This window comes from Parathalassolituus penaei (genome assembly GCF_026626885.1).
Taxonomy (GTDB): Bacteria; Pseudomonadota; Gammaproteobacteria; order Pseudomonadales; family Oceanobacteraceae; genus Oceanobacter; species Oceanobacter penaei.
Genome location: NZ_JAPNOA010000009.1, coordinates 20,061 through 46,068, shown reverse-complemented (window position 1 = coordinate 46,068; position 26,008 = coordinate 20,061). Strand labels below are relative to the sequence as shown.

General features: G+C 57.8%; 23 protein-coding genes. 15 read left to right on the top strand and 8 right to left on the bottom strand.

Annotation, left to right across the window (positions count from 1 at the left end):
* Positions 1–117: 117 nt before the first annotated feature.
* Positions 118–3,330, bottom strand: coding sequence for an efflux RND transporter permease subunit (locus OUO13_RS02405; protein WP_283172249.1), 3,213 nt, complete (start codon positions 3,328–3,330; stop codon positions 118–120).
* A gap of 2 nt (positions 3,331–3,332) precedes the next feature.
* Positions 3,333–4,367, bottom strand: coding sequence for an efflux RND transporter periplasmic adaptor subunit (locus OUO13_RS02400; protein ID WP_283172248.1), 1,035 nt, complete (start codon positions 4,365–4,367; stop codon positions 3,333–3,335).
* A 332-nt stretch (positions 4,368–4,699) separates the two neighbouring features.
* Here OUO13_RS02400 and OUO13_RS02395 point away from each other — a divergent pair, with 332 nt between their 5' ends.
* Complete coding sequence (locus OUO13_RS02395) at positions 4,700–4,936, top strand: GrxA family glutaredoxin (RefSeq protein ID WP_283172247.1); 237 nt, start codon at positions 4,700–4,702, stop codon at positions 4,934–4,936.
* A 162-nt stretch (positions 4,937–5,098) separates the two neighbouring features.
* Here OUO13_RS02395 and OUO13_RS02390 read toward each other — a convergent pair whose 3' ends face one another.
* Entirely contained in the window at positions 5,099–5,338 is a 240-nt protein-coding gene (locus OUO13_RS02390) for a hypothetical protein (RefSeq protein ID WP_283172246.1), read from the bottom strand.
* Positions 5,339–5,490: 152 nt separating this feature from the next.
* Here OUO13_RS02390 and OUO13_RS02385 point away from each other — a divergent pair, with 152 nt between their 5' ends.
* Complete coding sequence (locus tag OUO13_RS02385) at positions 5,491–6,636, top strand: MFS transporter (protein ID WP_283172245.1); 1,146 nt, start codon at positions 5,491–5,493, stop codon at positions 6,634–6,636.
* Positions 6,637–6,740: 104 nt separating this feature from the next.
* Entirely contained in the window at positions 6,741–8,234 is a 1,494-nt protein-coding gene (gene pap, locus OUO13_RS02380) for a polyphosphate:AMP phosphotransferase (RefSeq protein WP_283172244.1), read from the top strand.
* A 37-nt stretch (positions 8,235–8,271) separates the two neighbouring features.
* On the opposite strand, the gene dsbD is transcribed toward pap, so the two are convergent.
* Entirely contained in the window at positions 8,272–10,095 is a 1,824-nt protein-coding gene (gene dsbD / locus OUO13_RS02375; RefSeq protein ID WP_283172243.1) for a protein-disulfide reductase DsbD, read from the bottom strand.
* Between the two features lie 137 nt (positions 10,096–10,232).
* Here dsbD and OUO13_RS02370 point away from each other — a divergent pair, with 137 nt between their 5' ends.
* The 9 genes from OUO13_RS02370 (at position 10,233) to OUO13_RS02330 (ending at position 17,426) form a co-directional block, all read left to right on the top strand.
* A complete protein-coding gene (locus OUO13_RS02370) occupies positions 10,233–10,682 on the top strand; it encodes a TlpA disulfide reductase family protein (protein ID WP_283172242.1) in 450 nt (149 codons plus the stop codon).
* On the top strand, positions 10,682–10,903 hold the full coding sequence (locus OUO13_RS02365; protein ID WP_283172241.1) for a DUF4266 domain-containing protein: 222 nt from the start codon (positions 10,682–10,684) through the stop codon (positions 10,901–10,903). Before OUO13_RS02370 ends, OUO13_RS02365 begins: the two co-directional genes overlap by 1 nt.
* Positions 10,894–12,378: a DUF3570 domain-containing protein gene (locus OUO13_RS02360; protein WP_283172240.1), complete on the top strand. Its 1,485-nt coding sequence runs from the start codon at positions 10,894–10,896 to the stop codon at positions 12,376–12,378. The genes OUO13_RS02365 and OUO13_RS02360 overlap by 10 nt, the downstream gene beginning before the upstream one ends.
* Before the next feature lie 37 nt (positions 12,379–12,415).
* Entirely contained in the window at positions 12,416–13,348 is a 933-nt protein-coding gene (locus OUO13_RS02355) for an FAD:protein FMN transferase (protein ID WP_283172239.1), read from the top strand.
* Entirely contained in the window at positions 13,345–14,007 is a 663-nt protein-coding gene (locus OUO13_RS02350; RefSeq protein ID WP_283172238.1) for a response regulator, read from the top strand. Before OUO13_RS02355 ends, OUO13_RS02350 begins: the two co-directional genes overlap by 4 nt.
* A gap of 5 nt (positions 14,008–14,012) precedes the next feature.
* A complete protein-coding gene (locus OUO13_RS02345; RefSeq protein WP_283172305.1) occupies positions 14,013–15,440 on the top strand; it encodes an ATP-binding protein in 1,428 nt (475 codons plus the stop codon).
* 574 nt (positions 15,441–16,014) lie between these two features.
* Positions 16,015–16,587, top strand: coding sequence for a BLUF domain-containing protein (locus tag OUO13_RS02340; protein WP_283172237.1), 573 nt, complete (start codon positions 16,015–16,017; stop codon positions 16,585–16,587).
* Positions 16,588–16,725: 138 nt separating this feature from the next.
* The gene (locus tag OUO13_RS02335) at positions 16,726–17,256 is read left to right on the top strand and encodes a c-type cytochrome (RefSeq protein ID WP_283172236.1); all 531 of its coding nucleotides are present in this window, start codon (positions 16,726–16,728) and stop codon (positions 17,254–17,256) included.
* Positions 17,229–17,426 (top strand): hypothetical protein, encoded by a 198-nt coding sequence (locus OUO13_RS02330; RefSeq protein ID WP_283172235.1) that lies wholly within the window; start codon positions 17,229–17,231, stop codon positions 17,424–17,426. The genes OUO13_RS02335 and OUO13_RS02330 overlap by 28 nt, the downstream gene beginning before the upstream one ends.
* 427 nt (positions 17,427–17,853) lie before the next feature.
* On the opposite strand, the gene OUO13_RS02325 is transcribed toward OUO13_RS02330, so the two are convergent.
* Genes OUO13_RS02325 through OUO13_RS02310 form a run of 4 tightly spaced genes read right to left on the bottom strand, consistent with a single transcriptional unit; the run spans position 17,854 to position 22,482 of the window.
* Positions 17,854–18,501, bottom strand: a complete 648-nt coding sequence (locus OUO13_RS02325) for a nucleotidyltransferase family protein (RefSeq protein ID WP_283172234.1) — start codon at positions 18,499–18,501, stop codon at positions 17,854–17,856.
* Positions 18,491–19,546 carry an XdhC family protein gene (locus OUO13_RS02320; RefSeq protein ID WP_283172233.1) on the bottom strand — a complete coding sequence of 352 codons (1,056 nt, stop codon included), beginning with the start codon at positions 19,544–19,546 and terminating at the stop codon, positions 18,491–18,493. The genes OUO13_RS02325 and OUO13_RS02320 overlap by 11 nt, the downstream gene beginning before the upstream one ends.
* A 12-nt stretch (positions 19,547–19,558) precedes the next feature.
* Positions 19,559–21,991, bottom strand: a complete 2,433-nt coding sequence (locus OUO13_RS02315; protein WP_283172232.1) for a xanthine dehydrogenase family protein molybdopterin-binding subunit — start codon at positions 21,989–21,991, stop codon at positions 19,559–19,561.
* Positions 21,988–22,482: a (2Fe-2S)-binding protein gene (locus OUO13_RS02310; protein WP_283172231.1), complete on the bottom strand. Its 495-nt coding sequence runs from the start codon at positions 22,480–22,482 to the stop codon at positions 21,988–21,990. Before OUO13_RS02310 ends, OUO13_RS02315 begins: the two co-directional genes overlap by 4 nt.
* Positions 22,483–23,408: 926 nt before the next feature.
* On the opposite strand from OUO13_RS02310, the gene OUO13_RS02305 reads away from it, so the two are divergent.
* From OUO13_RS02305 to OUO13_RS02295, 3 genes are all read left to right on the top strand, one after another.
* Complete coding sequence (locus OUO13_RS02305) at positions 23,409–23,951, top strand: TRAP transporter small permease (RefSeq protein WP_283172230.1); 543 nt, start codon at positions 23,409–23,411, stop codon at positions 23,949–23,951.
* Positions 23,951–25,339 (top strand): TRAP transporter large permease, encoded by a 1,389-nt coding sequence (locus OUO13_RS02300; RefSeq protein ID WP_283172229.1) that lies wholly within the window; start codon positions 23,951–23,953, stop codon positions 25,337–25,339. The genes OUO13_RS02305 and OUO13_RS02300 overlap by 1 nt, the downstream gene beginning before the upstream one ends.
* 345 nt (positions 25,340–25,684) lie before the next feature.
* Positions 25,685–25,930, top strand: a complete 246-nt coding sequence (locus OUO13_RS02295) for a hypothetical protein (RefSeq protein ID WP_283172228.1) — start codon at positions 25,685–25,687, stop codon at positions 25,928–25,930.
* The last annotated feature ends 78 nt before the right edge of the window (positions 25,931–26,008 follow it).

Below are 26,008 nucleotides of genomic sequence, written 5' to 3'. Positions count from 1 at the left end.
TGGCTTTTATATGAGCCTCTAACGCTCATGTATTGTTGATAAACGTGCATGAAAAAAGCCCGGCCTCCTGTCGGAGCAACCGGGCTTTGGCAACAGTCGGCCAGCTTGTACCTGATCTTAATCCTCGACGATTTCGCCGCGAATTTTCTCACCGAGGTTTTTTGGCATCAGTGAGAAGTACAGCAGCGGGATCACCACCAGCGTCAGCAGGGTGGAGATCATGATGCCGAAGATCAGCGAGATCGCGAGGCCATTGAAGATCGGGTCGTCGAGGATAAAAAACGCTCCGATCATGGCGGCCACGGCGGTTAACACAATCGGGCGGGCCCGCACGGCGGCGGCCAGTACCACAGCAGCTTCAAACTTCAGACCTTCACCCAGCTTCTGGTTGATAAAATCCACCAGCAGAATCGAGTTGCGCACAATAATCCCCGCCAGGGCGATCATGCCAATCATCGATGTAGCGGTGAACTGGCTACCGAGCAGGGCGTGGCCTGGCATCACACCAATCACGGTCAGCGGAATCGGTGCCATGATAATCAGCGGCACCAGATAACTGCGGAACTGAGCGACCACCAGCAGGTAAATCAGGATCATACCGACGCCGTAGGCGATACCCATATCGCGGAAGGTTTCGTAGGTAATCTGCCATTCACCGTCCCATTTCATGCTGATACTGTCACTCAGCCCTGGTTGCTGGATAAACCATTGCTCCCAGTTGAGGCCACTTTCTGGCATGGCAAACGACATGCCGAACAGGCCATACAGCGGGCTGTCGAGATGGCCAGCCATATCGGCGGTTACAAATACCACCGGCTGCAGGTTCTTGCGGTAGATGGTTTTGTCGATGGTGCTTTTCTCGATGGTCACCAGGTCGGCCAGCGCCACCAGATCACCGTTGGCCGAGCGCACTTTCATTACCAGCAACTGGTTCAGGCTAACCTTGTCACCTTCGTTCAGCTCCAGACGAATCGGCACCGGGTACTTGGCGCTGTCGCTGCGCAGGTACGACACATCTTCACCACCCAGCGCGGTGTTAATGGCCTGCACAATACTGGCCTGCGCCACACCCAGCATGGCGGCACGCTGACGGTCGATGCTGATCAGCCATTTTTCCTGATCGGCTTCGATGTAATCGTCCACGTCAACGATGTCCGGGGTTTGCTCGAACAACTGGCGCAGCTGTTTGGCGGCGGCGATCTGTTGGTCGTAATCCGGGCCATACACCTCAGCCACGATTGGTGCCATGACCGGCGGGCCCGGTGGCACTTCCACGACCTTGACGTTGGCATTGAGTTTTTTGCCAATCGCTTGCAGTGGTTCCCGTACCGACAGGGCAATCTCGTGGCTCTTGCGATCACGATGGTGTTTGTCGACCAGGTTGACCTGAATGTCGCCCTGATTCGGCAGCTTGCGCAGGTAATACTGGCGCACCAGACCGTTGAAGTTGATCGGCGCCGCCGTACCGGCGTACAGCTGCACGTCGCGGATTTCCGGTACTTTCATCAGCTCGTCAGAGACGGCTTCCAGCACCATCAGGGTTTGTTCAACCGGAGTACCTTCCGGCATATCCACCACTACCTGAAACTCCGATTTGTTGTCGAAAGGCAGCATCTTCAGAACCACCAGCTCGAACACCGGCAGGGCAACGGCGACACCAATCAGGCCGGTAATCCCCAGGAACAGGAACACGCGTTTTTTGGTGGCCTGAGCCCCCAGCAGGAACGGGTTCATCAGGCCGGCAAACAGGCGGTACAGTTTGCCCTGTTCCGGGTGTTCTTCGTTGTGGTTCTGGTTGCCAGTCGGCATATGACGCTTCAGCAGCTTGTATGACAGCCAAGGGGTTACCACAAAGGCGACCACCAGAGAGATCAGCATACCGGTGGAGGCGTTGATCGGAATCGGGCTCATGTACGGGCCCATCAGGCCGGATACAAAGGCCATTGGCATCAGCGCGGCAATCACGGTGAAAGTAGCCAGAATGGTTGGTCCACCGACTTCGTCCACGGCGACCGGAATGGCTTCAATCAGCTTTTTGCCGCCCATATGCAGGTGCCGGTGGATGTTTTCGACCACCACAATGGCGTCGTCGACCAGAATGCCGATGGAAAAAATCAGCGCAAACAGGGATACCCGGTTGAGGGTGAAGCCCCATACCCAGCTGGCAAACAGGGTGATGGCGAGGGTAATAAAAATGGCACCGCCCACAATAATGGCCTCGCGCCAGCTCATGGTCGCCAGTACCAGAATCACCACCGCGGTGGTGGCAAACAGCAGCTTGGCGATCAGCTTGTCGGACTTGTCTTTGGCGGTAACACCGTAGTCACGGGTGATGGTGGCGTCGATGTTGTCAGGGATCAGGCGTTCGTGCAGTTCAGCCAGACGTTTTTCAATGGCCTGGGTAATGTCGATGGCGTTTTCACCCGGCTGTTTGGCAATCGCCAGGGTAACCGCTGGATGGGCAGCGCTGTCGCCCAGTGCCTGATGCATCACGTACTGGTCGGGGTTATCGGCGAGCATACGGATGTCGGCGACGTCGGCCAGATACACCAGACCACCGTTGCTTTTGCCGACAATCAGTTGGCCGAGATCAGCGGTGGATTGCAGGAATGCACCGGCCTGAACCTGAATCACCTGATTGTTCTGCACCACTGGCAAGCGGTAACCACCGGCGTTGGCGCTGGCCAGCGCGTTGCGCACGTCGTCAAAGGCCAGACTGTGACCGTTCATACGGGCAGGATCGAGGTCTACCTGCAAGGTCGAGGAATGTTCACCAATGCTGTAGATGTCACGGGTGCCGGGAATACGCTTGAGTTCGGTTTCCAGCGCGTGGCCAACCGCGGTGAGATCGGATGCGGAAACGTTGGTGTCTTTGGATGACAGGGTGACGCTCATGATCGGCACATCATCAATGCCCATCGGTTTGATCACCGGCTCCATTACGCCCAGATTCTGTGGAAACCAGTCCTTGTTGCTGTAGACCTGGTTGTACAGGTTCAGAATCGCGGTTTCGCGCGGAATCCCCACCTTGAAGGCGACGGTCAGAATGGCCTGTCCGGGCTGGCTGATGGAGTAAACGTCGTCCACACCTTTGATTTCCGACAGTACCTGTTCGGCCGGAATCGCCACCAGTTGTTCAACTTCACGGGCGCTGGCACCCGGATATCCGATAAACACGTTGGCAAAGGTCACGTCGATCTGTGGTTCTTCTTCCTTGGGCGTGATCATCACCGCAAAGAAGCCCAGCAGCAGACCCACCAGCGCCAGCAGCGGAGTGATCGCCGAGTTCTGGAAGGTTTGTGCGGTTTTTCCGGAAATACCCAGAGCCATGATTATTGCTCCTGTTTCTGGCTGCCCAGTTCTGCCAGTGCGGCGAGGGCGTTGGTAGCGATTTCATCACCGGCGCTCAGGCCCGCCAGAATCTCGACCTGCTGGTCCTGACGGTTGCCAGTGCGCACCTGGCGCAGTTTCAGTACACCGTTGGTTTTGACGTAAACGGCGCTGACTTCCGAGCGCTGCAGCACTGCGTCGGCAGGCACCATAATGGCTTCGCGTTCACCGGTTTGCAGACGCACACTGGCCCACATACCCGGATAAAAACCGGCGGAAGCGGCAGCGGGTAATTCTGCACGCAAGCGCAGGCTGTGGTGGCTGGCATCTGCGTACGGGAACAGCACTACCTTGTCGGGGCTGATCAGCTGCTGGTCGAGGGCAACCTGAACCTGATCGGCACTTTTGTATTCGCGGGCAACCCGTTGTGGCACATCCGCAACCGCGCGCAGCGGCTGCAACGCCATACCGGTCATCAGTGGGGTGCCGGGGGCGACCATTTCACCCATCTGGATCAGACGTGCCTTGACGATACCGGAGTAGGGCGCCGTTACCCGGGTATACCCCAGTTGTTCTCGGGCCTGACGGACACTGGCTTCACCGGCTTTTACCGCAGCGGCGCTGCTTTTGGCACGCGCCTGGGCACTGTCGAGATCACCCTGTGACAGGCTGCCCTGTTTGACCAGTCGGCTGACGCGGTTGAGGTTGGCCTGAGCGTCACCATCAGCGGCTTGCGCCTGGGCGAGATTGGCTTCGGCCTGTGACAACGCCGCCTGCTGCTGGCTGTTGTCGATTTCAATCAGCAGTGCGCCCGCTTCAACGCGGTCGTTGATGTCGTAATGGACGGCTTTGACGGTGCCGCTGGTTTGGGCGGAAATCGTGCTTTCATTCACCGCCTCCAGTGTTGCCTCCAGATTGTAATACTGGGGAACCATGGCGGTTTGCAGGGTCTGGGTATCCACAGCCAGCGCTGGCAGAGTGGCCAGCAGGGCTCCGATGCCCAGAGCGCGGGACAGCAGTTTGCGGGTGAAAGTCATGATGGTGTCCTCGGTATCGTGCTCAACAGACAGGCCGCTGTGTGGCGGCAGTTGAATATAACTGCATTAGAATATACTAATATTTTAAAATCAACCGGCGATGCTCAGGATTGTTGGCCTGTGTCATTTCTACCTTCGGCATTCTGACCGCTGCTATCAGGTATTCATTGATCCTGACCATAACCTGCCATGTTTGCCGTTGGTCGGGTCTGACGTGGGTCGGGGCGCGATGGATTACGGTCGTTCAGGCTATCGGCCGAATAGCCAATTTTGATTTATCACCCAAAACCTATCGAAATAGACTATGAGTAGTTAGGTAAGGGGATCGGCAAATGCAAAAAGTGACTATTTATGGCCGCGACAACTGCGGTTATTGCCGAATGGCACGTGACCTGTGTGAACGCCGTGGTTTTGAATTCCGTTACATCGACATGATTGCTGAAGGCATCAGCAAGGCTGACTTGCAGTCTACGCTGGGACGTCCGGTGTACACGGTGCCGCAGATTCTGATTGGCTCTGAATATATCGGTGGTTACACCGACTTTGCTGCTCGTGTTGGGGCACGCTGAATTTCCTGTTCGTCACAGGCGTGATTTGCCCGCAGTCGCGGGCTTTTTTGTTTTCTGGCTGCTGTGTTTGGGGACGGGCAAGCGTCTGCCCGTGTTGCGCAAAAGCGGGCAGACAAGTCTTCAGTCCTCACCACAACAATCCGTTCCGGATGCCTTCTGAAATCAGAACATCAACGACATCACCCACGCCGCCACAACAATCAGCAAAAATCCGAACAGCCAGCGCACGATTTTGATACTGCTGGTCTGCAGTTTTTCAGCGCGGTTGGTGATCTGTTCGGCCTTGAGCATTTGCGATTTTTGTAACTCCAACGCCTCGGCCTGACGGCTGAGCCAGATCTGCTGGTTGGCAACAATGTTTTCCAGTAATCCGATGATGCGTTTTTCGCCTTCTTCCGTCATAAACCTGCTCCTGCTGGTTTTAACCCATTGTGGTGGTGATCATAACAATATGATTTGTCACATAAATGTGGCTTGTTAACGCTATCAGCAGACTGATGAAACGGGCCGTATGGGATGGCCCGTCTGTGCCTTCCAAGGGGCTGTAAGAACCTATGTCCGATGTATTGGCGGAAAACGCCGCAAATCCGCTAGAAGTGTTTTCTACCCGTGCCGTGTTTTTCTGTTCGGGGCTGGCGGTGGCTACCTGGGCGGCGATTATTCCGCTGATCAAACGCAACACCGGTATCAGTGATGGCACGCTGGGCTGGCTGCTGTTGTGCCTCGGCACCGGAGCCATTTTGTCGATGCCGATTTCCGGAGCACTGGCTCCGAAATTCGGCTGTCGTCGCATTATTCTGGTGGCGGGTGCCCTGTTTTCGCTGGTGGTGCTGCTGTTGCCGTGGGCCAGCAATTCCACCGAACTCATGCTGTTGCTGTTGTTATCCGGTTTTGGCCTGGGTGCCGCTGATTGTGTGATGAATATTCAGGCCATCCTGGTCGAAAAACGTGCTGGCACCAATCTGATGTCGGGATTTCATGGCTTTTACAGCCTAGGTGGCATCTTTGGTGCCGGTATCATGGCGTTTTTGCTGAACCTCAAGGTTACGGCCAGCCAGTCCTGTGTACTGGTGGCATTGCTGGTGGTGGGAACACTCTGGTATGCCCGGGGTGGTTTACTGCCGTTCGCCAGCCCGAAAGAGGGTCCGGCGTTTGCGATTCCACGCGGGCCGGTGTTGCTGATTGGCTTGATCTGTTTTGCGCTGTTTCTGGCGGAAGGCACGGTGCTCGACTGGAGTGGTGTGTACCTCACTGAGTATCAACACACCTCGCATTCCAACGCAGCGCTGGGGCTGTTCTGTTTTTCCGTCACCATGACGCTGGGTCGTCTGACCGGTGATCAGCTGATTCGTCGGGTGGGGGCGCGTCCGGTACTGACACTGGGTGGGCTGGTGGCCAGTGGCGGCCTGTTTCTGGCGGTATCCGCGCCAGGTCCGGTGATGGCATTGGTGGGGTATGCGCTGGTGGGGATTGGCTGTTCCAACATTGTGCCGATCATGTTCTCGGCAACCGGCAAGCAGACCCTGATGCCACAGTCGATTGCGGTGCCGGCGGTGTCCACCCTTGGCTACATCGGCGTGTTGGCCGGGCCAGCCAGCGTTGGTCAGCTGGCGCAGTATTTTTCATTGCCGGTGGCGCTGTATGCCATTGCCACCCTGATTGCGCTGGCGACCCTGTTGTCGTTGCGGGTTCGGGTCTGATTGGCCACTGTTGCTGCACGATGACGGCCCAGCTTGATCCCGGTTTGTGTCTCTATGGCGAATCTGGACTATAGTGAACTCCGGATTTGATCGCGGGAGTGCGCATGTTTGAGGTAGCAGAGCTGGGCCACAAGTTGTCTGGCAAGGAATACGACAAGAAGGTGCCGGATTTGCGGGCGCAACTGCTGATGATGCAGGAGTCGCTCAAACAGGCTGACTTCCCGGTGATTGTGTTGCTGTCGGGTGGCGATGGCGCTGGCAAGGGCGAGATGCTTAATCGTCTTAACGAGTGGCTCGACCCACGCTACATGCGCGCCTTTGCTTTTGATGAACCCAGCGAAGGCGAGCGTCAGCGGCCGTTGTTCTGGCGCTACTGGCGAGCCTTGCCAGCCCGAGGTCGGATCGGCTTGTTTGTCGGTTCCTGGTACAGCCATCCGATTGGTTTGCGGATGGAAGACAAACTGGATGACGGTGGCCTGGATGCCAGTTTGCAACGGGTCAACAACTTTGAACGTGAGCTGGTGGCCGACGGTGCCCTGATTCTCAAATTCTGGTTGCATCTGTCCCGTGACGAACAGAAAAAACGTCTGCAAAAACTCGAATCTGATCCGGCTACCGCCTGGCGGGTGTCCGAGCAGGATCGCCAGCATCTGAAAACCTGGGATAAATATCGCAAGGTCGCCGAACGCACGCTGCGCGAAACCAGCACAGCGGAAGCTCCCTGGATTATTGTGGAAAGCACCGACCGCCATTACCGCGATATCTGCATCGGCCAGCATATTCTGGAAGCGGTGCAGCGACGTTTGCATCAGGCCAGTACGGCTGCTGTGGCGGCTCCTGCCATGCCGCCGTCTTTGCATCTGCCGGAGCGTCCACGCACCTTGCTGAACCATCTCGATCTCAGTGTGCACCTCAGCAAAAAAACCTACGAAGAAGAACTGGAGCATTGGCAGGGGCGACTGAATGTTCTGACCCGCGAAGCTGCCAGCAAGAAAATTTCATCGGTACTGGTACTGGAAGGCTGGGACGCTGCAGGCAAAGGCGGGCTGATCCGCCGTATGGTGCCAGCCCTCGACGCTCGTCATTACCAGATTATTCCGATTGCCGCCCCGACTGACGAGGAGCGGGCGCACCATTATTTATGGCGTTTCTGGCGCCATGTACCGCGCGCCGGCAAGATCACCATTTACGATCGCAGCTGGTACGGCCGGGTGCTGGTGGAGCGGGTGGAAGGTTTTGCCACACCCGCCGAGTGGATGCGCGCGTATGGCGAAATCAACGACTTCGAAGAGCAGCTGCAGGAACAAGGTGCGGTGCTGATGAAGTACTGGCTGCACATTGACCCGGACGAGCAGCTGAAACGTTTCCGCGAGCGTGAAGCCATTCCCTACAAGCAGTACAAGATCACCGAGGAAGATTACCGTAACCGTGAACGCTGGCCTGCCTATGAGCAGGCGGTGAACGATATGGTGGAGCGTACCAGCACGGAGTTTGCGCCCTGGACGCTGATTGAGGCCAACGATAAGCGTTATGCGCGGATCAAGGCGATCAAGGCCTGGTGTGAGGCGCTGGAGAAGCGGTTGGGGAAAGGGGAGTAAGCCAGGCTTGTGAACGGATCCCCTTGTTTTTCCACCATTACTTCAACTCCGACAACCCTTTCGGCAGTACTTTGCCCTGGCTGTTTAACCACTGCACCAGGCCATCGGTTTCCGGTAATCCCTGCAGGGCGGGGGCGAGGATGTCGCCGTTGCGGTTGTACATCTGCAGGGCTGGCGGGCCGAACACGCCCAGTTCGGTCAGCAGTTTGAGCTGGTCCGGTGTGCTGCGGCTGATATCCAGCCGCAGTAACCGGTATTGCCCCAGAGCCGGGGTGACGGCTCCGGATTTCAGCAATTCGTCCATTTCGCGGCAGCTGGCGCACCAGGTTGCCCATACATCCACCAGTACCGGGCGGTTGTCGCTGCTGTTCTGAATGGCCTGCATCAGTGCCACGGGCGAGGTGTAAGTATCGTTCGATGGGGTCACGGCTTCACGGCGGTTAACGGTTGGGTCGGCCAGTGGTTGTAGCCAGTTTTCGCTGCCACGGGCGGCGCCCACCAGCCACAGGATACCAATCACCAGTGCGGCGATGCCGAGTGTACGTGCCAGGCGTTCCGGGTTGGTGGTTGGGCGTTCGAGTACTTTCAGGAACACTGCAACGCCCAGTGCCAATACACCGGCCAGCGCCATCGCCGGGCCGTTACCAATGATGCGAATCATCAGGAAAACCGCCACACCCAGCAGGGCGACGCCGAATGCCGAACGGATCACCAGCATCCAGTTGCCGGATTTTGGCAACAGGCGACCACCACTGACACCAATCAGCAGCAGCGGAATGCCCATACCCATACCCAGTGCAAAGAGGGCGCTGGCACCGGTCAGTACATCACCGGTGGTGCTCAGGTAAATCAGTGCGCCCGCCAGTGGTGCCGACACACAGGGCGAGACAACCAGGGCCGAGAAAAAGCCCATCAGGTAACTGCCCATAAACTGGCCGCCTTGTTGCTGTTGTGACCAGCTGTAGAGGCGGTTGCGAATGGCCGCAGGCAGCTGGATTTCAAACAGCCCGAACATCGACAGCGCCAGCACCACAAACAGCAGGGCCGACAGGCCAATCACCAGCGGTGTCTGGGTGATGGCGGCCATATTTACCTTGGCTCCGAAGGCGGCGACCAGCGCACCAATCATGGCGTAGGAACTGGCCATACCCACAACGTACGACAGCGACAGAGCAAAACCACGGCCTGCACTCATCGACTTGCTGCTTTGACCGGCAATGATACTGGCCAGAATCGGCACCATCGGGAACACGCAGGGGGTTAACGACAGGCCAAAACCGAGGCCGAGGAAACTCAGCAGTACCCACAACAGGCTGTGGGAGCCAGAACCCAGGCTGTCGGCGGCAAAACGGCCGGAATCAAACCCGCCGGATACGGGGCTGTTGGCGCTGCTGGCCGCTGCCGCAGGGGTGGTATCGGTTGTTGCGCTGGCACTCTGGATGGTCAGGGTTTGGGGCGGATAACACAGCTGCTGCTCTGAACATCCCTGATAAGTGAGAGTCAGCGGCTGGTTGGCCGGGATGATCAGGCGCAGATCCAGCTGGTCATGAAAAATCGCTACCTGGCCGAAGTTTTTATCCATCTTGGTGGAGGGCGTCTGCACAAACTGCAGATGGGTTTCATCCAGCTGGGGCGTGGTAAATGCGCGCTGCTGGTACAGGTAATAGCCTTCGGCGATATCAAAATGCACTGCCCAATGGTCATCCACCCGTTCAACACGGGGTTTGAAGGCCTGTTCCACCGGCAGGAAACTGCCTTTGGTTTCCATATTGGCCAGAGAGGGCAACCCGGCACTGGCGGATTGGGTAAACGACAACAGCAGGCTGAGCAGGGCAAACAGGTAAACAGGCATCACAGGCATCACAGGCGCTCTCGACCGTAACGGGAATATGGCAACCATGGTGGCTGCCCAGACTTAAGGCTTTCTTAAGTCATCCTTAAGGATGCGTTAAGCAAGCCTGCCTAGAGTGGTGACATGTCTAACAACGAGAAACCGTTATGAAACGAGTCTGGCTGCTTATTCAGGTGCCGTTACTGCTGTTGATGTTTGCCGCCAGCCCGGCGCGCGCTGAAATCGACTTCGACCAGTTAAAGGGCAAGGTGGTATATCTGGATTTCTGGGCGTCCTGGTGTGGGCCGTGCCGTGAATCTTTCCCGTGGATGGAAAAAATGCACCAACACTACAAGGACCAGGGCCTCGAAGTGATTGCGGTGAACCTCGATCAGGAACCTGCGCTGGCGCAGGCGTTCCTGAAAAAATTCCCGGTTGGTTTCCGTATCGAAACCGACCCCAAAGGCGAGTTGGCCACCTACTTCAAGGTCGAAACCATGCCGACCAGCGTGATCATCGACCGTCAGGGCAATGCCCGTTTCAGTCATCTCGGTTTCCATAACGATCGCAGCCAGGGTTACGAACAGGAAATCCGCCAGCTGCTGGAGGAAAAATAATGAAGGCATTGATGCGCATCGGCGCGCTGGTGCTGGCGGGCAGCCTGCTGCTGGGCGGCTGCACCGCCGTCAAACCCTGGGAGCGTGATTTGCTGGCCAAGCCACAAATGCAGCTGGACGGTGATCCGATTCAGGCCGGGTTTGAAGACCATATCTATTTCAGTAAGGAAGCCAGCTCTGGTGGGCGTGGTTTTGGCGGAGGTGGCTGCGGATGCAACTGATTCAATCTGTGTCTGACGTGGCTCTGCCGTCAGAATCCGAATATTCAGGCGCTGACCATAGTGCCAACGCCCGTCACGGTGCCAGCCAGAATAGCGGCAACAAACGCCCGCTGGTGCCGATTATTGGCCAGTTGGCCCTCGCCACGGCCAGTTTGCTGGGCCATAACTCCGAGGCTGCCGAGCCATGGAAAGTGGACTCCGGTGTGCTGATCTACAAGGAAGACGGTTCCAAGGTACTGGCGGTGGAGCCGGAGCTGAACTTCAGCAAACAGCTGGATGAAGACAACCAGATCAGCCTGCATCTGGTATACGACAGCCTCAGTGGTGCCTCGCCCAATGGTGCAATGGCGGCCAATCGCGCCCAGACCTTTACCTCGCCATCGGCGGCCGGTGCCTCGGGCGGCGGTGGTGAACGCGAGCGGGAAGACGAGGATGACGACGATGAGGGCGGCAGCTCTGGCAGTTACACTGCCCGAGCGGGGGAACGTCCACTCGATCCATCCTTTATGGACAACCGTTACGTGGTCGCCGCCGGTTGGTCGGGTAAACCGGCCGACAAATGGCTGGCGTCGGCAGGTGGTGGTTTTTCGGTCGAAAGCGATTTCACTTCAGTGAGCATGAACGGCGCGATCGGGCGCGAGTTCAACCAGAAAAACACCACGGTATCACTCGGGGTTAACCTCGAATTCGACTACATCAATCCGCACGGCGGTGCGCCGGTGGGGCTGAGCCGTTACACCGACCATACAACCGACGGCGCTGAAAAAACCAAAAACGTGCAGGACGTGATGCTGAGTGTCAGCCAGATCATGAACCGCCGCTGGGTTACCCGCTTTAACCTTGGCCTCAGCAATGCCAGCGGTTACCAGTCGGATCCGTACAAGATTCTGACCGTAGCCCGCGATGGCAACCTGATTACCGATGCCACCGATAGCAGTTCCTACGTGTATCTGTTTGAACAACGCCCGGAACAGCGCCAGAAGTGGTACACCTACTGGCAAAACAAGGTGGCGGTGTTTAACGACGATTCGGTGGATATCGCCTGGCGTTACATGAGCGACGACTGGGGGATTCAGTCCAACACCTTCGATCTGGACTACCACTGGCAGCTGGGCCACAGCGGCTGGTTCGTTGAACCCGGAGTACGCCACTACCAGCAAACGGCGGCGGATTTTTATCGTCCGTTCCTGCAAGACGGAGTCGATGTTGATGTGAACGGCAGCTCGTTAACCCATCACATTGATTACGCTTCGTCGGATGCCCGACTGGCGGCGTTCCATGCCATCACCACCGGCATGAAAGTTGGTTATACCTTTGAAACGGGTAATGAGTTCAGCCTTGCGTTAAACCGTTATCGTCAGTTCAGTGATAACCGTACGGTGGATGTTCCGGTGGGTTCCGACCTGTATGGGCAAGACCAGTTTGCCGGCACCGATGCCTGGTGGCTGCAAGCCCGTTACAGTCTCACCTGGTAATCCGCTGCTGGTGGCAACAACCAAAAAGGAAACTCGCATGGGCAAGGGCAACGCCATAAACACAAGGCTGGAACTGGCCGAACTGGATGACTATTTCCGGGTCGTGTTCCCGGCCATGGCTTGCCCGTGTGAGTTGCTGCTGGACACCCGTGATCCACGGCTGGCGCTGGAACTGGGCTTGCTGGCGCGTGCCGAAGCCCAGCGTATTGAAGCGCGTTTTTCCCGTTACCGCGCCGACAGCATCATCCACCAGATTCAGGCGCATGCCGGACAAGCGTTTGAGGTTGATGATGAAACCGCGCGTCTGCTGGATTTTGCCGAGCAGTTATTCCAGATGTCGGAAGGCCGTTTCGACATTACGTCCGGAGTGCTGCGCAAGGTCTGGACCTTTGATGGTTCCGACCGTCTGCCACAACCCTCCCGTATTCATGAGTTGCTGCCGCTGATTGGCTGGCAGCGCGTGTTATGGCGCGCCAGCGCCGATCGAGCGCCGGTGATCTGCCTGCCAGTTGGGATGGAGCTGGATCTTGGAGGCATCGGCAAGGAATACGCCGTCGACCGGGTGATGGCGCTGTTACAACAGGCCGATCACAATCCCGACCGGATCAGCGTGCTGGTCAACTTTGGTGGCGATTTGCTGGCCAGTGGCCCGCGTGCCAACGGTCAGGCCTGGCGGGTAGCCATTGAACATCCGGCCAATGCCGAACCGGTACTGATGGAACTGGCGCAGGGGGCGCTGGCCACCAGTGGTGATCGTTTCCGCTATCTTGAAAAAGACGGCGTTCGCTACAGTCATATCCTCGATCCGCGCAGCGGCTGGCCGGTTCCCAACGCCCCGGATTCGGTCACCGTCGCCGCTCCGACCTGTACCCAGGCCGGAATGCTGGCGACCCTGGCGTCGTTAATGGGGGCTGACGCTGATGCCTTTCTGGGCCAACAACAGACCCGTTACTGGATTCTGAAGCGATGAAAATCCTGCTGGTGGAAGACGATGCCATGCTGGGGGCCAGCCTCAAGGCCGCCCTCGAAAAGGACTACCACACGGTGGATTGGGAAAATCGGGGTGACAAGGTCAACCAGCGTTTGCCCGGCGGGGCGTACGACCTGCTGATTCTTGATCTCGGTTTGCCCGGCAAGGACGGCATGAGCATCCTCACCGAAGCGCGGCGGGCCGGGCAGGTGCTGCCGGTGCTGATTCTGACTGCCCGCGACAGCCTCGACGACCGCGTGCGTGGGCTGGATGCTGGTGCCGACGATTACCTGCTCAAACCCTTTGATCTGGAAGAGCTCAGTGCCCGCATTCGGGCCCTTGGCCGCCGACGCACCACTCAGGCGGCTACCACACTGAGCCACGGTGCGCTGAGTCTGGAACCGGCTACCGGTATCGTGCGCTTTGCTGGCAAGGCGATCAGCCTGTCGCGGCGAGAATTCATGCTGCTGGAAGTGCTGGTAAAACGCCCCGGCCAGATTTTTACCCGTCAGCAACTGGAAGAAAGCCTGTACGGCTGGGACGACGACATCGGCAGCAACACGGTGGAAGTACATGTGCACCATCTGCGCAAAAAGCTCGATAACCGGGTTATTACCACCGTGCGCGGCCTTGGTTATCGGCTCGGAGACGCGCTTTGAAACGTATGTGGTCGGGGCCGCCATCAATTCGCCGCCAGTTATGGCGCACGCTGCTGTTAACCCTGTTGTTCGCGTTGCTGTTTAACAGCGGTTTCAGCAGTTTTATCGTTCGCCACGAAGTCGACGAGGTGTTCGACGCCCAGCTGGTGACCTCTACCCGCATGTTAAAAACCCTGATCCTCAAATTACACGACGCTGGTGGCAACCATCTCGACGCGGGCCTCGATAACCTGTTTGCCGATCTCGATCAGGTCTCCGACAACATTCAGCACTATGAAAAGAAAATGCTGTTACAGCTCTGGAGCCGTGACGGCAGCCGTATGTTATTCCGCTCGCCACAAAGCCCCGATCACGCCCTGGCTCCGTTACAAGCAGGCATGTTCCGTATGGATTACCAGCAAGGGCGCTGGGATGTATTTGTGGCTGAAATCCCGGAAATGGACGCCTGGCTGATGGTGGCGGAAATCCCCGACGCTCGCGACGAAATCAACGAATCCCTGTTTGGCATCATGCTGGTTAGCGGTTTACTGGCACTGGTGCTGGCCACCGTGATGCTGGCCTCGGCGATTGAGTCGGGCCTGCGCCCGCTGGAGCAACTGAGCGAGCGCTTGCGTCAGCGTACTCTCGACAACCTGCAACCGGTGGAGCTGCGACCCGAACCGCCGGAGTTGCAACCGGTGATCCACAGCCTTAACCATCTGTTTGAACGCCTGACCGACGGCATTGAACGCGAGCGCCGGTTTGTTGCAGACGCCGCTCATGAGTTACGCACGCCACTGGCCGTGATGCAGCTGGAAGCCCAGCAACTGCAACGGTTGGCAACGGAGCAGGGCGCTGGCCATCTGCTCGATGGCCTGATGGCCGGTATCCAGCGTGGTGGCCATATCGTTGAGCAACTGTTGTTACTGGCGCGGTTGGAGCGGGGGGCGGCCGGGGTTGCAGTCGAAAACCTGAAACCGCAAACCCTCGATCTGGCTGAAACCGTCAGGCGGGTGCTGGTGGAGCACTACAGCCGCGTTCTGGATGATGGTGGTGAGCTGGAAATCGATCTCGACCAGTTCAGCGCCCCGGTCAATATCAACCCGGTGTTACTGGGCATCGCCATTCGCAACCTGCTGTGTAATGGCATGTTGTACGGCGGTGGTCAGCTGCAGGTGCAGCTGCGTGACGGTGGCTTTCGTCGTATGGGCATGATTGGTCTGGAAGTCCGCGACCACGGCCCTGGCGTTGACGCCGAAAGCCTCGCCCGCCTGACCGAACCTTTCTTCCGTAATGGCCGTCAGGACGGCGGTGGCGCAGGCCTCGGTTTGTCGATCATCCAGAAAATCATGGAAGCCTTAGGTGGTGAACTGGAACTCAGCAGCCAACCTGGCCAAGGCCTCAGTGCTATCCTCTGGTTCCCCAAAGTCGGCACCGCTAACCCCGGCGAGTGACAATCTGCACGGCTGGTTAATTTGCCAGGCCGACGTCTGGCGTCTGGCCGGGCCGCGATCGGATCTGGCGTCTGGCGGCTACTCCGCTTGTTAACTTGCTACGTTGCTTGCCCTCTTGGGAGACCTTGTCCCCCGGCCGGGCGGGCCTCCCCCTGCTTAGCCCGACTGGGCTCGTTTTTCCGAAATTCACCGACAACGGCTGATCGACCCCGACCCGATGGCACATCCCTGTGCCAACGGGTCTGGCGGGGCATCCATGCCCCGGCCGGGTCGGCCGTTGCGGTGAGTCCCGGCTCGCCCAATGGGCATTGAGCAGCCAGCTGCGCTGGGTGAAATCGGTGTGCTGGTGGATGCTGTTCGCCCGATCCGAACGCGGCCCGGTCGACGCCAGACCTCAGACGTCCGACATATCCTGTACAAGAACTCCACTTCGGGTTGCTAAAACCTTGTACAAACATAATCATCAATAACTGATTGATTCTGTTAACTTCTGGAATAGATATTTTCTTGTGCAAAATGGAAAATTTTGAATAACTCTTGTATAACTACTGTAGCACTACAAGGGAGACGACCCATGAGCACACTTTACCGCCTGGTATACGCCAGCCAATCCAATGCCCTCAAGGAAGGCGCTATCGACCCCGTGGTCGGCAGCATCCTGATGCAATCGCGCCGCAATAACACCCGCCTGGGTATTGGTGGGGTACTGTTCTACGGCGACGGTTTCTTTTTCCAATGCCTCGAAGGCGAAAAAGACGTCGTTGAGGCTACCTACCAGAAAATCTGCCTCGACAGCCGCCATCGCTTTCCTACCATCCTGAAACAGGGCCCGGCATCCAGCCGCCTGTTCGAAGACTGGTCGATGAAGTTTGTACCGGCTGAAAAAGAAGTCCGCGAATTCCTGCGCCAGCAAGACATGCCCGTGTTTAACCCATTCCGCTTCAGCGAGCGCATGGTTGATGAACTGGTTATGTTCTTTCACCAGCTGCGAATGCCCATGAACTTTGACCTGCCCGGTATACGAGAAGAGCCGGTTGACCGCCCGCAAGTGGCCGCTCAACCCGCCAGCAGCAGTCAGGGCAGCACTCAGAGTGGTGGCGTGTTCAAACGGGTACTCAGTGGCCTCGGCCTGCGTAAATCGGCATAACGTCCGCGGTTAATTGTCGCTCCGGCGATTTTTCCGGAATTTTTCAGCCACGGTTCAGGCTCGGGGCTTTAGTATTGCCCCAGTTTCCGCGATTGCTGTTGTCAGAGCGGGACGTTTTTGGCCCACAGGAGAACCGAAATGAAAAAATTACAGGCACGTCGCGCAGGCTGGTTACTGGCCGCCTTGCTGGTTCCGGCCCTGGCATTTGCCCACGGCGGTGCCACCGGAGTGGTGCACGACCGCATGCACGAAATGAAAGATATGAAAGCCGCCATGAAGGAACTGAAACCCATCGTGGCGGGCTCAACCGATTACAACGCCGACACCGTCAAAGCCCAGGCCCAACGCCTGGTCAAAGCCTCCGGCGAACATATGCTGACTTTGTATCCGGAAGGCACATTCACCAAACCGAGCGAAGCCAAACCGCTGGTGCGGGAAGACTGGAAAACCTTCAGCCAATGGGCCAACGATATGGAGCGGGTGGGCAAGGCCATGGACAACAACGCCAGCAACGGCCTTGGCAAAGCTACCCTCAGCAAAGCTGATATTGCCAAATTGCGCGTGGCGGATATGACCGACAGCCAGCTGCAATCGATGTCGGTTGCTGATTTGTATCAGGTGGCAGGTTCTACCTGCAGCAGTTGCCACAAGCGTTTCAAGAAAGATTAATTCGACTGGCGTCTGGCGTCTGGCGTCTGGCGTCTGGCGTCTGGCGTCTGGCGTCTGGCGTCTGGCGTCTGGCGTCTGGCGTCTGGCGTCTGGCCGGGCCGCGATCGGATCTGGCGGCCACTCTTTCTCGTTCCCACGTTCCACGTGGGAATGCTGCGTTTTTTACTTGATCGACGTCCAGCTTCCGGCGCAAAGCTACTTGCCCTGCCCGGGGGACCTTGTCCCCCGGCCGGGCGGCCGTCCCCTGCTTAGCCCTGCTGGGCTCGTATTCCCGGAATTCACACCTACGGCCTGATCGACCCCGCCCAGACGGCACATCCCTGTGCCGACTGGGCTAGCGGGGCATCCATGCCCCGGCCGGGTCGGGCCGTGGTGTGAATCCCGGCTCGCCCAATGGGCATTCGGCAGCCAGCTGCGCTGGGTAAATCCGATGTTGTGTGTTGTGGACGCGAATTTATTCGCGATGCTGTTTCGGGAATAAATTCCCTCCCACAAATACTGGGCACCCGACGCCCGACGCCCGACGCCCGACGCCCGACGCCCGACGCCCGACGCCCGACGCCCGACGCCCGACGCCCGACGTCCGACGTCAGACGTCTATCGATGCCTTTGCCAGTCTTCCTGGGTGTCGATGTCGTCGATAACGCCGGGGTCTTCGAGATGCAGGCGTATCAGGTGTTGCTGGTTGCGTTGTATCACCCGGCGGGCGCTGTCTTCGCCGGGGGAGGCGGCGAGTTCGCCCCAGAATTCGCGGCCGATGATAACGGGGTGGCCGGGTTGGTTCTGGTAGAAGGGGCGGATGATGTGTTGTGGGCTGGCGTGGGCGATCAGTTGCTGGATGCTGGTGGGGTGGATGTTGGGCATGTCGCCGAGAAATATCGCGAGGCTGTGGATATGGCTCCAGCGTGGGTCGATGGCGATCTGGGCGATGCCGTCGGCGATGCTGGCGCCGAGGCCGAGTTCGGCGTTCCAGGCGCGTAATACATGGCAGTTTTTCGGAATACCAAGGTCGAGGCGGCGGTCGTCGGGGCGAATGACGACCGCCATGCTGGTATGGCGTGGTTGTTCAAATTCCGGCAGCAGGCGTTGCAGGGTGGTGGTAAGCAAGGCTTCGCCGTTGGCGAGTGTGGCTTGCCGTTTGTCCTGATCGCCGAAGCGCTGTGAATAACCGGCCGCCATGACCATGGCCAGTGTGCCGTTGCTCTGTGGCGGGTGCAGATCGTGCGCGGGGTTATCAAATGGCATCGCGTTTGACTCCTCGTTGGCAGCGCAGTACGTCGGCCAGAATGGCGAGGGCGATTTCGGCCGGGGTTTTGCTGCCCAGTGCCAGGCCAATCGGCATATGTATACGTTCGATCTGGTCGGTGCTGAGGCCGCCGCTGCGCAACAGGCGGGCGGCGCGGGCATCGGAGGTGCGGCGCGAGCCCATCACCCCTATATAGAAGGCGCTGGTTTTGACGGCTTCGATCATGGCCAGATCGTCGATACGCGGGTCGTGGGTCATGGCGACGATGGCGGTCTGGGCGTGGCTGTTGCCGGGGCGGTGAATAAACGCCGAGGGCATTACCCGTTCGAGGCGCACGCCGGGTATGGCGAACTCCCGGTACTCTTCTTCGCGCGGTTCACAAACGATGACTTCGTAACCGAGGGTGACCGCAAATTGCGCGCAGTGGCGTGCCACACTTGATAGCCCGGCAATAATCAGGCGGGTGGTGGGGCCAACCCGGATTTGCCAGCGGCCGTGTGCAAGGCTGACTCTGGGGCCAGACTCGGCGGGTGCTGGCAACAGCTGTTGCTGTTGGTTGTTGAGGTCGATTTCGCGCAGCAGGCAATACTGGCCTTGTAAGGCTGCCAGCAAGTGTTGCAGCTGTTGCCGGGCGCTGCGGGCGGCGGCGAGGGTGGCTGCATCGGTGCTGTAAACCGGGCAGGCCGGTTCGGCGGTAGATAGCAATGCCGGGGTATCGGGCTGCAGGCGTTCGACCAGCACTTCGAGAATACCGCCGCAGGGCAATTGCACTTGCGGGCGTTGGGCATCGCGGTTGTCGCCGTAACGCTCTAGCCACATGCTCTGGTGGAATTCGCCCTGTTGCAGGCGTTCGAGAAAGTCGTCTTCGACACAGCCGCCCGATAACGAGCCGACATGCTGACCGTCGGCGCGCGCCACCATCATGGCTCCCGGTTCCCGAGGTGACGACCCGAAGGTCGACAACACGGTGCAGAGCCAGACAGTCTGGCCCTGCTGTAACCAGTCGAGGGCCTGCTGCACTACCTGTTGATCCAGATGTTGCATAAGCGCCTCCGTTTAGCCTTTGAGCTGGTCGCCAATCGGCAGGGTGCGAATACGTTTGCCGGTGGCGGCAAAAATCGCATTACAAATGGCCGGAGCTACCGGCGGCAAGCCCGGTTCACCGACACCACCCATGGGCACTTCCAGATGGTTGTTCACCGCATGAATGTGAATTTCCCGTGGGGCTTCGTTGATACGCGGCACCAGATACTGGTGGAAGTTGTCCTGCTGGATACGGCCATCTTTGGCGGTAATCTGGGTCATCAGGGCGATACCGGTGCCCATGACACAGGCACCTTCGAGCTGGGAGCGCACGCGGTCGGGGTTGATCTGCGGGCCGCAGTCAAACGCCACATCCATGCGATGCACAATCACCGTGCCGCTGCTGGTGACTTCTACCTCGGCGACAATCGCGCAGTACGACACAAAGCTGTGGTGCACCGCGAGGCCCAGGCCACGTCCGGCTGGCAGGGTTTTACCCCAGCCCGCTTCGCGGGTGGCGCGCTCTATCACGTCGCGGTAACGGCCGGTATCAATCGGGTACAGCTCGGGGTTTTCGCCGTAGTTCCAGGCTTCTTGCTGGGTGCGAGGGTCGATCTTGCGCGGGCGCCCCAGCAGCTCCAGCAAGAAGTCCTTGTGGTCACGTTTGGCCAGATAGGCCAGTTCTGCAACAAAACTCTGAATCGCAAAGGCATGGGGAATGTTGTACACCGAGCGGAACCAGCCAATCCGCACATGGCCTTCGGCGGCGCCGGATTCCTGCTGGATATTGGGGATGGCAAACGGCATGTTGCGAATGCCTTGTGCCAGTTCCAGTGCTGACTGGTGATCGGCATTCGGCGCAAATACCGACGAAATACTGGCCGCCAGTGAACGGTGCAACCAGCCGCTGACCTTGCCGTGGTTATCCAGTGTGGCGGACAGGTGTTCGAGGGCGACGGTATGGAAGTAGCTGTGGTGGAGGTCGTCTTCACGGGTCCATTGCACCCGGACTGGACGGCCGTTCATGGCTTTGCTGAGGTCGGCCGCTTCAAACACGTAATCGGGTTTGGCTTTGCGTCCGAAGCCGCCGCCCATCAGGCCACAGGAGACCGTGACGTTGGCCGGATCAAGGCCGAGACGTTTGGCGACGCCCATTTTGGCCAGTTGCGGGTTCTGGATAGAGGTCCAGACCTCGGCTTTGCCATTAACGATACGCACGGCGGCGGCCATGGGCTCCATCGGCGCTTGTGCCATATGCGGTGCGTAGTAGTTAACGGTCAGCGCCTGAGCAGCCGAGGATTTGGCCTTGCCGAAATCGCCGACGGAACGGGCGACGACGCCCGGTTGTTCGGCACGTTTTTCCAGTTCGGCCCGGTAGGTGACCGAATCATAAGCGGCGTTGGCACCGGCGGGGCCGAAGTCCCATTCGATGCTGAGGGCATTACGCCCCTGAATCGCGGCCCAGGTATTGCTGGCCAGTACCGCGATACCGCCCAGTGGCTCAAATGCGGATGGTTGGGTGGCGGTGTTGAGGGCAATCACCTGTACCACACCCGGCACCAGCAGGGCCTTGCTGGCATCGTAGGTTTTGACGGCGGCACCGTACGATGGCGGGCGTGCAATCACGGCGTAGAGCATGTCGTCCCAGTGTACGTCGGCGGCATACAGGGCTTTGCCGGAGACAATGTCCCAGCCGTCGATGGCCAGTGGCTGCGCGGCATGGTTGGCCTGTGGTGATGGTGCAGAAGCATCCTGTGTGGCTGGAAACTGCTGCGGATCACGCATGATGTAACGCCACTCTTGTGGGGTTTTCAGGCGCAATTGTTCGCGGGCTGGCACCGCCAGACCGGCAGCAATGCTTGCCAGCTCACCAAACCCGGCCTTGCGGCCCGATGGTTTGTGCAGCACTTCGTGCACGGTGACCACACATTCGGCGACTGGCACCTGCCAGTGTTGGGCGGCGGCCTGTTCCAGCATGGTACGGGCGGCCGCACCGGCGCGGCGCAGTGGCCCGAACCAGTGGCGCATGGAGCGTGAGCCGTCGGTGTTCTGGTTGCCGTATTTTTCTTCGTTGGCGGTGGCCTGTTCGACCTGTACTCGTGACCAGGATGCGCCCATTTCATCGGCCATCACCATCACTACGCTGGTGCGGATGCCCTGACCCATTTCACCACGGTGGTTAACGATGGTGACGGTGCCGTCGGTGGCAATGCTGATAAACACGGTCGGATTATCGACCCAGCCGTTAGGCATGGCGTCGGCACCGTATTTGGCGGCTTCTTCGGCACTGGCAAAATCCCAGCGGGCGGCCAGTACCAGCGCACCGACGGCACCCAGTCCGCGCAGGAAACCACGACGGCTGACGTTGGCCAGCAGCATCGGGCTGTTTTCGCTGGCGTCTTCGGATTGGCTCTGAGCCTGGGTTTGCAGGCCGGAAAAATCGGCGGAAGGATTCATTGGCTTCATGCTTTTACCTCCGTGAACAGACTGTTCTGTTGGGCATTCAGCTGCCCGGCGGCGCGATGAATCGCCTTGCGAATGCGTGGATAGGTGCCACAACGGCAAATATTGCCGCTCATAAAACTGTCGATGGTGGCGTCATCCGGGTTCGGGCTGGTCTTCAGCAGCGCCACGGCACTCATGATCTGACCACTCTGGCAGTAACCACACTGGGCCACGGCTTCGTCCATCCAGGCCTGTTGAACCTGCTGGCCAATCGGGTCGTTCGCCATGCCTTCAATGGTGGAAATCGACTTGCCCAGCGCCATCGATACCGGTGTCAGACATGAGCGCACCGGGTTGCCATCGATATGCACGGTACAGGCGCCACACATCGCCATCCCGCAGCCGAAGCGGGTTCCGGTGAGGTTGAGGTAGTCGCGCAGCACCCACAAAAGCGGGGTATCGGCGGCGGCATCCAGCGCAACGGGTTCGCCGTTAATGGTCAGTGACATCATGATGGAATCCTGATTTGGCTGTTGTTGGAAGAATGGCCAGGCTCATGGCAACCGCGGGGTTACCCAGAGTCGACCGGCTGGTGATCCAGCTGTTCCTGAATGGCGTTTCACGCCTTGCCAGAGTGGGCACTTGTCCAAACGCCGCCTACGGTGGTGATTTGCACCAGCGGGCGGGCGGGAAAGCACGGGCACCGGGGATGATTTTTGCAGCGCAGTAACGGTTATGAATATGCCCGTCAGGTGATCAGTACGATTCATGAGGTTCATGAATCGAAACAGGGGGAGGAGGGTCGGCTGGTACGGAAATAGTTGACCACTACACAGTGCCTATGTCGGGTTGGGGGGACCACCCCCCATAGGTCAGAACGATCCCTGTTCATGTTTGATCCGCGGAGAGTTGGAGCAGTAAAACGGGGGGATTGTTACTCCTCGCATAGATCGTTTTATGGATATCCGGATGGCTATGGGACATATACGGCCATAAAAATCTGGTCTAATCATTGGTGTTGGAAAAATTAGTGAAATATTTCCGCACTTTTTTGAAAAGCTCCGGTCATACCCCCTGATTAATCCTGGTTTTATCCCTCCGCAGGGTATTCAGACCACCAATTTCCGGAGTGCGCCGGTGCTTGGTGGTGGAATGGGTGGATTTCCGCCCATTCGTCCTTTTTTCCGGGTGGAACGCTTCCCGGTCTCTTCTCAAATCTATACTCAATCCGTGATCGCCTGGCTCCGGCGCTTGCCGTAGTTTCGATTTCTATCGTTCTGAATTCTTGTATCTGGCTGATTTAAAAAGAATTTTCATGTTTAAGCTGAGGAAATTTCAGCTGTTTGTGAAAATTGTTAATCAGTTGGCATTCACCTTGCTAGATAGAGCTCATTCGTTCCCCTCGGCCAATCTGGTCATAACAATAAAAGGAGATCAGATGATGAAGTTCCTGAATCGTCTGGAAGATATCTTGATAGGCGGCCTTCTGGTTGCCATTACTCTGATGGTGTTTCTTGAAGTGGTGCTCCGCTTCGGATTCAACATGGGTCTGCATTGGTCGCAGGATGTGATCATCATTATGTCCGGCTGGTTTGTGATGCTGGGTTGTGCCTGGAACGTGCGTGAAAAAGCCCACATTTGTGTGGATGCTCTGATCGACAAATTTTCTCCCAATACCCGCAAGTGGGTTGTGCTGCTGTCAATTGGTGTAGCTCTGGTGTACTGCGGTCTGTTCCTGCAAAGCTCATGGGTATACGTGAGCAAACTGCACATGATTGGTATCAAGCTGGACGATGTGCCGGTGCCCAAATGGGTGGTGGTATCCGGTCTGCTGGTGGGTTTTGGTCTGCTGGTGTTGCGTTTGCTGGAACTGGCCTGGCAAGTATGGAAAGGCGAAGCCGATGGTTTCCACGAACATCAGGAATCCCAATTCTCTGACAATGACGACGACAGCAACCTCAGCGCCGGAGACAAAGCATAATGGCCGCACTTACCCTTTTCAGTCTGCTTCTGATCTGCATGGCGCTCGGTTTGCCGATCGCTATTGCTCTGGGCTTTTCATCGATCACAGCCATTCTGTTGTTCACCAACGACTCCATGGCATCGATCTCCCTGAAGCTGTTTGAAGCGGCTTCCCAGCACTACACCCTGCTGGCGATTCCGTTCTTTATTGTGTCCTCTGCCTTCCTGTCCGGTGGTGGTGTGGCGCGTCGTATGATCGAGTTCGCCAATGCGTCTATCGGCCACGTACGTGGTGGTCTGGCGATGGCATCGGTAATGGCCTGTATGCTGTTCGCAGCGGTTTCCGGTTCTTCTCCGGCCACGGTTGCGGCGGTAGGTTCTATCGTGCTGCTGGGTATGGTGCGTGCGGGTTACCCGTTGTCATTTGCGGCCGGTGCGGTATCAACTGCCGGTACTCTGGGTATTCTGATTCCTCCATCGATCGTGATGCTGGTTTACTCTGCTGCCACTGAAGTATCGGCCAGCCGTATGTTCATGGCCGGTTTTGTGCCTGGCATCCTGATTGGTCTGATCCTGATGATCACCATTTACATTGTGGCCCGTCGCAAGAACCTGCCTGCCGAACCGTTTGCCGGTTGGGGCACTATTGCCCGTAACGCGTTCAGCGCTTCTGGCGGTCTGCTGCTGATTGTTCTGGTTCTGGGTTCTATTTACGGTGGTATCGCATCGCCAACTGAATCTGCTGCGGTGGCGGCTGTGTACGCTTACCTGGTGGCGCTGTGGGGTTACCGTGACATTGGTCCTCTGAAAGATCAGCCTTGGCGTAAAGAAGGCGAGTCTCTGGTGGCTGCCACTGTTCGTAACCTGGTGATTCTGCCAGTGGGTATCATCAAGTCGGTTGCGCACCCTGAAATTACTGCGGTGATCAAGGATTCTGCCCGTGTGAGTATCACTCTGCTGTTCATCATTGCTAACGCCATGCTGTTCGCTCACGTACTGACCACTGAACAGATTCCGCACTTCCTGGCACACACCATTACTGAGTGGGGCCTGCCAGCCTGGGGCTTCCTGATTGTGATGAACATTCTGCTGCTGATGGCCGGTAACTTCATGGAGCCGTCCGGCATCATCCTGATCATGGCGCCAATCCTGCTGCCAATCGCTACCCAGCTGGGTATCGACCCGATTCACCTGGGTATCATCATGGTGGTGAACATGGAGCTGGGTATGCTGACTCCGCCGGTTGGTCTGAACCTGTTCGTAACAGCGGGTATCACCGGCAAGAGCATTGGCTGGGCGGTTAAAGCCTGTGCCCCATGGCTGCTGCTGATGCTGGTGTGCCTGATGTTCATTACCTTTATTCCAGAACTGTCTCTGGCTCTGCCGAACTACCTGGAATCTCTCTGATACCTCTCCTGTTCGAGGCCCGGCTGCGCAATGCCCGCGCAGCCACTTCCGTTCTGCTGTGATTGGTGGTTTTTTCACAGTGGTTTTTTTGCCCGGTTCGCCGGGCTTTTTTGTGCCTGTTATCTGGCGACAGCGGTTGTTGCTGTGATGCCGGAGTCAGATCCTGATGTGGCAATCATCCTGCGATTATTCAGCTCTTAACGGTATTGTGAATATGAGCGCAGCGGATATCACTCACGTCGAATAAGCGTCGGTGATACTCTGCGAAATCCGGTTCCTGCCTGCCAATCCGCTACAGTTTACAGGAGTGCCTGCAACGGTCGGGCTGGAACAGGGGGGAGCTGGATGCGCGAAGAACACAGTTTTTATTTCCATGTGGTGGATTGCCACGGTCGGGATATCAAGGGCGTTACCCTGCAAGGCGTCTATTTCGAAGGTGGGCATCGTTGCCTGTTGCCAGAGGTTCATACCGATCTGGTCGGCCGAGCCATCGTCGAGAGTTACTCGAATATTCTGGTGGGAATGGTGGTGGATGGTGTGGAGGTCGACTGCCGGTATTACCCGAATCAGCTGTACGGGTTTCAGATATAAAGTGGGTTATTGGTGTGCGGTTGTTCGGGCTGCACGAGCCCTGTCGGTGCAGAATGGTTGAAACGACTGTCAGAAATT

What these genes read in the sequence shown, in the direction of transcription:
- dsbD (WP_283172243.1), bottom strand. Translation starts at nt 10,095, where the DNA reads ATGCCTGTGATGCCTGTTTACCTGTTTGCCCTGCTCAGCCTGCTGTTG.
- OUO13_RS02325 (WP_283172234.1), bottom strand. Translation starts at nt 18,501, where the DNA reads ATGCCATTTGATAACCCCGCGCACGATCTGCACCCGCCACAGAGCAAC.
- OUO13_RS02360 (WP_283172240.1), top strand. Translation starts at nt 10,894, where the DNA reads ATGCAACTGATTCAATCTGTGTCTGACGTGGCTCTGCCGTCAGAATCC.
- OUO13_RS02400 (WP_283172248.1), bottom strand. Translation starts at nt 4,367, where the DNA reads ATGACTTTCACCCGCAAACTGCTGTCCCGCGCTCTGGGCATCGGAGCC.
- OUO13_RS02385 (WP_283172245.1), top strand. Translation starts at nt 5,491, where the DNA reads ATGTCCGATGTATTGGCGGAAAACGCCGCAAATCCGCTAGAAGTGTTT.
- OUO13_RS02345 (WP_283172305.1), top strand. Translation starts at nt 14,013, where the DNA reads ATGTGGTCGGGGCCGCCATCAATTCGCCGCCAGTTATGGCGCACGCTG.
- pap (WP_283172244.1), top strand. Translation starts at nt 6,741, where the DNA reads ATGTTTGAGGTAGCAGAGCTGGGCCACAAGTTGTCTGGCAAGGAATAC.
- OUO13_RS02320 (WP_283172233.1), bottom strand. Translation starts at nt 19,546, where the DNA reads ATGCAACATCTGGATCAACAGGTAGTGCAGCAGGCCCTCGACTGGTTA.
- OUO13_RS02300 (WP_283172229.1), top strand. Translation starts at nt 23,951, where the DNA reads ATGGCCGCACTTACCCTTTTCAGTCTGCTTCTGATCTGCATGGCGCTC.
- OUO13_RS02315 (WP_283172232.1), bottom strand. Translation starts at nt 21,991, where the DNA reads ATGAAGCCAATGAATCCTTCCGCCGATTTTTCCGGCCTGCAAACCCAG.
- OUO13_RS02365 (WP_283172241.1), top strand. Translation starts at nt 10,682, where the DNA reads ATGAAGGCATTGATGCGCATCGGCGCGCTGGTGCTGGCGGGCAGCCTG.
- OUO13_RS02305 (WP_283172230.1), top strand. Translation starts at nt 23,409, where the DNA reads ATGATGAAGTTCCTGAATCGTCTGGAAGATATCTTGATAGGCGGCCTT.
- OUO13_RS02395 (WP_283172247.1), top strand. Translation starts at nt 4,700, where the DNA reads ATGCAAAAAGTGACTATTTATGGCCGCGACAACTGCGGTTATTGCCGA.
- OUO13_RS02350 (WP_283172238.1), top strand. Translation starts at nt 13,345, where the DNA reads ATGAAAATCCTGCTGGTGGAAGACGATGCCATGCTGGGGGCCAGCCTC.
- OUO13_RS02390 (WP_283172246.1), bottom strand. Translation starts at nt 5,338, where the DNA reads ATGACGGAAGAAGGCGAAAAACGCATCATCGGATTACTGGAAAACATT.
- OUO13_RS02335 (WP_283172236.1), top strand. Translation starts at nt 16,726, where the DNA reads ATGAAAAAATTACAGGCACGTCGCGCAGGCTGGTTACTGGCCGCCTTG.
- OUO13_RS02295 (WP_283172228.1), top strand. Translation starts at nt 25,685, where the DNA reads ATGCGCGAAGAACACAGTTTTTATTTCCATGTGGTGGATTGCCACGGT.
- OUO13_RS02355 (WP_283172239.1), top strand. Translation starts at nt 12,416, where the DNA reads ATGGGCAAGGGCAACGCCATAAACACAAGGCTGGAACTGGCCGAACTG.
- OUO13_RS02310 (WP_283172231.1), bottom strand. Translation starts at nt 22,482, where the DNA reads ATGATGTCACTGACCATTAACGGCGAACCCGTTGCGCTGGATGCCGCC.
- OUO13_RS02340 (WP_283172237.1), top strand. Translation starts at nt 16,015, where the DNA reads ATGAGCACACTTTACCGCCTGGTATACGCCAGCCAATCCAATGCCCTC.
- OUO13_RS02405 (WP_283172249.1), bottom strand. Translation starts at nt 3,330, where the DNA reads ATGGCTCTGGGTATTTCCGGAAAAACCGCACAAACCTTCCAGAACTCG.
- OUO13_RS02370 (WP_283172242.1), top strand. Translation starts at nt 10,233, where the DNA reads ATGAAACGAGTCTGGCTGCTTATTCAGGTGCCGTTACTGCTGTTGATG.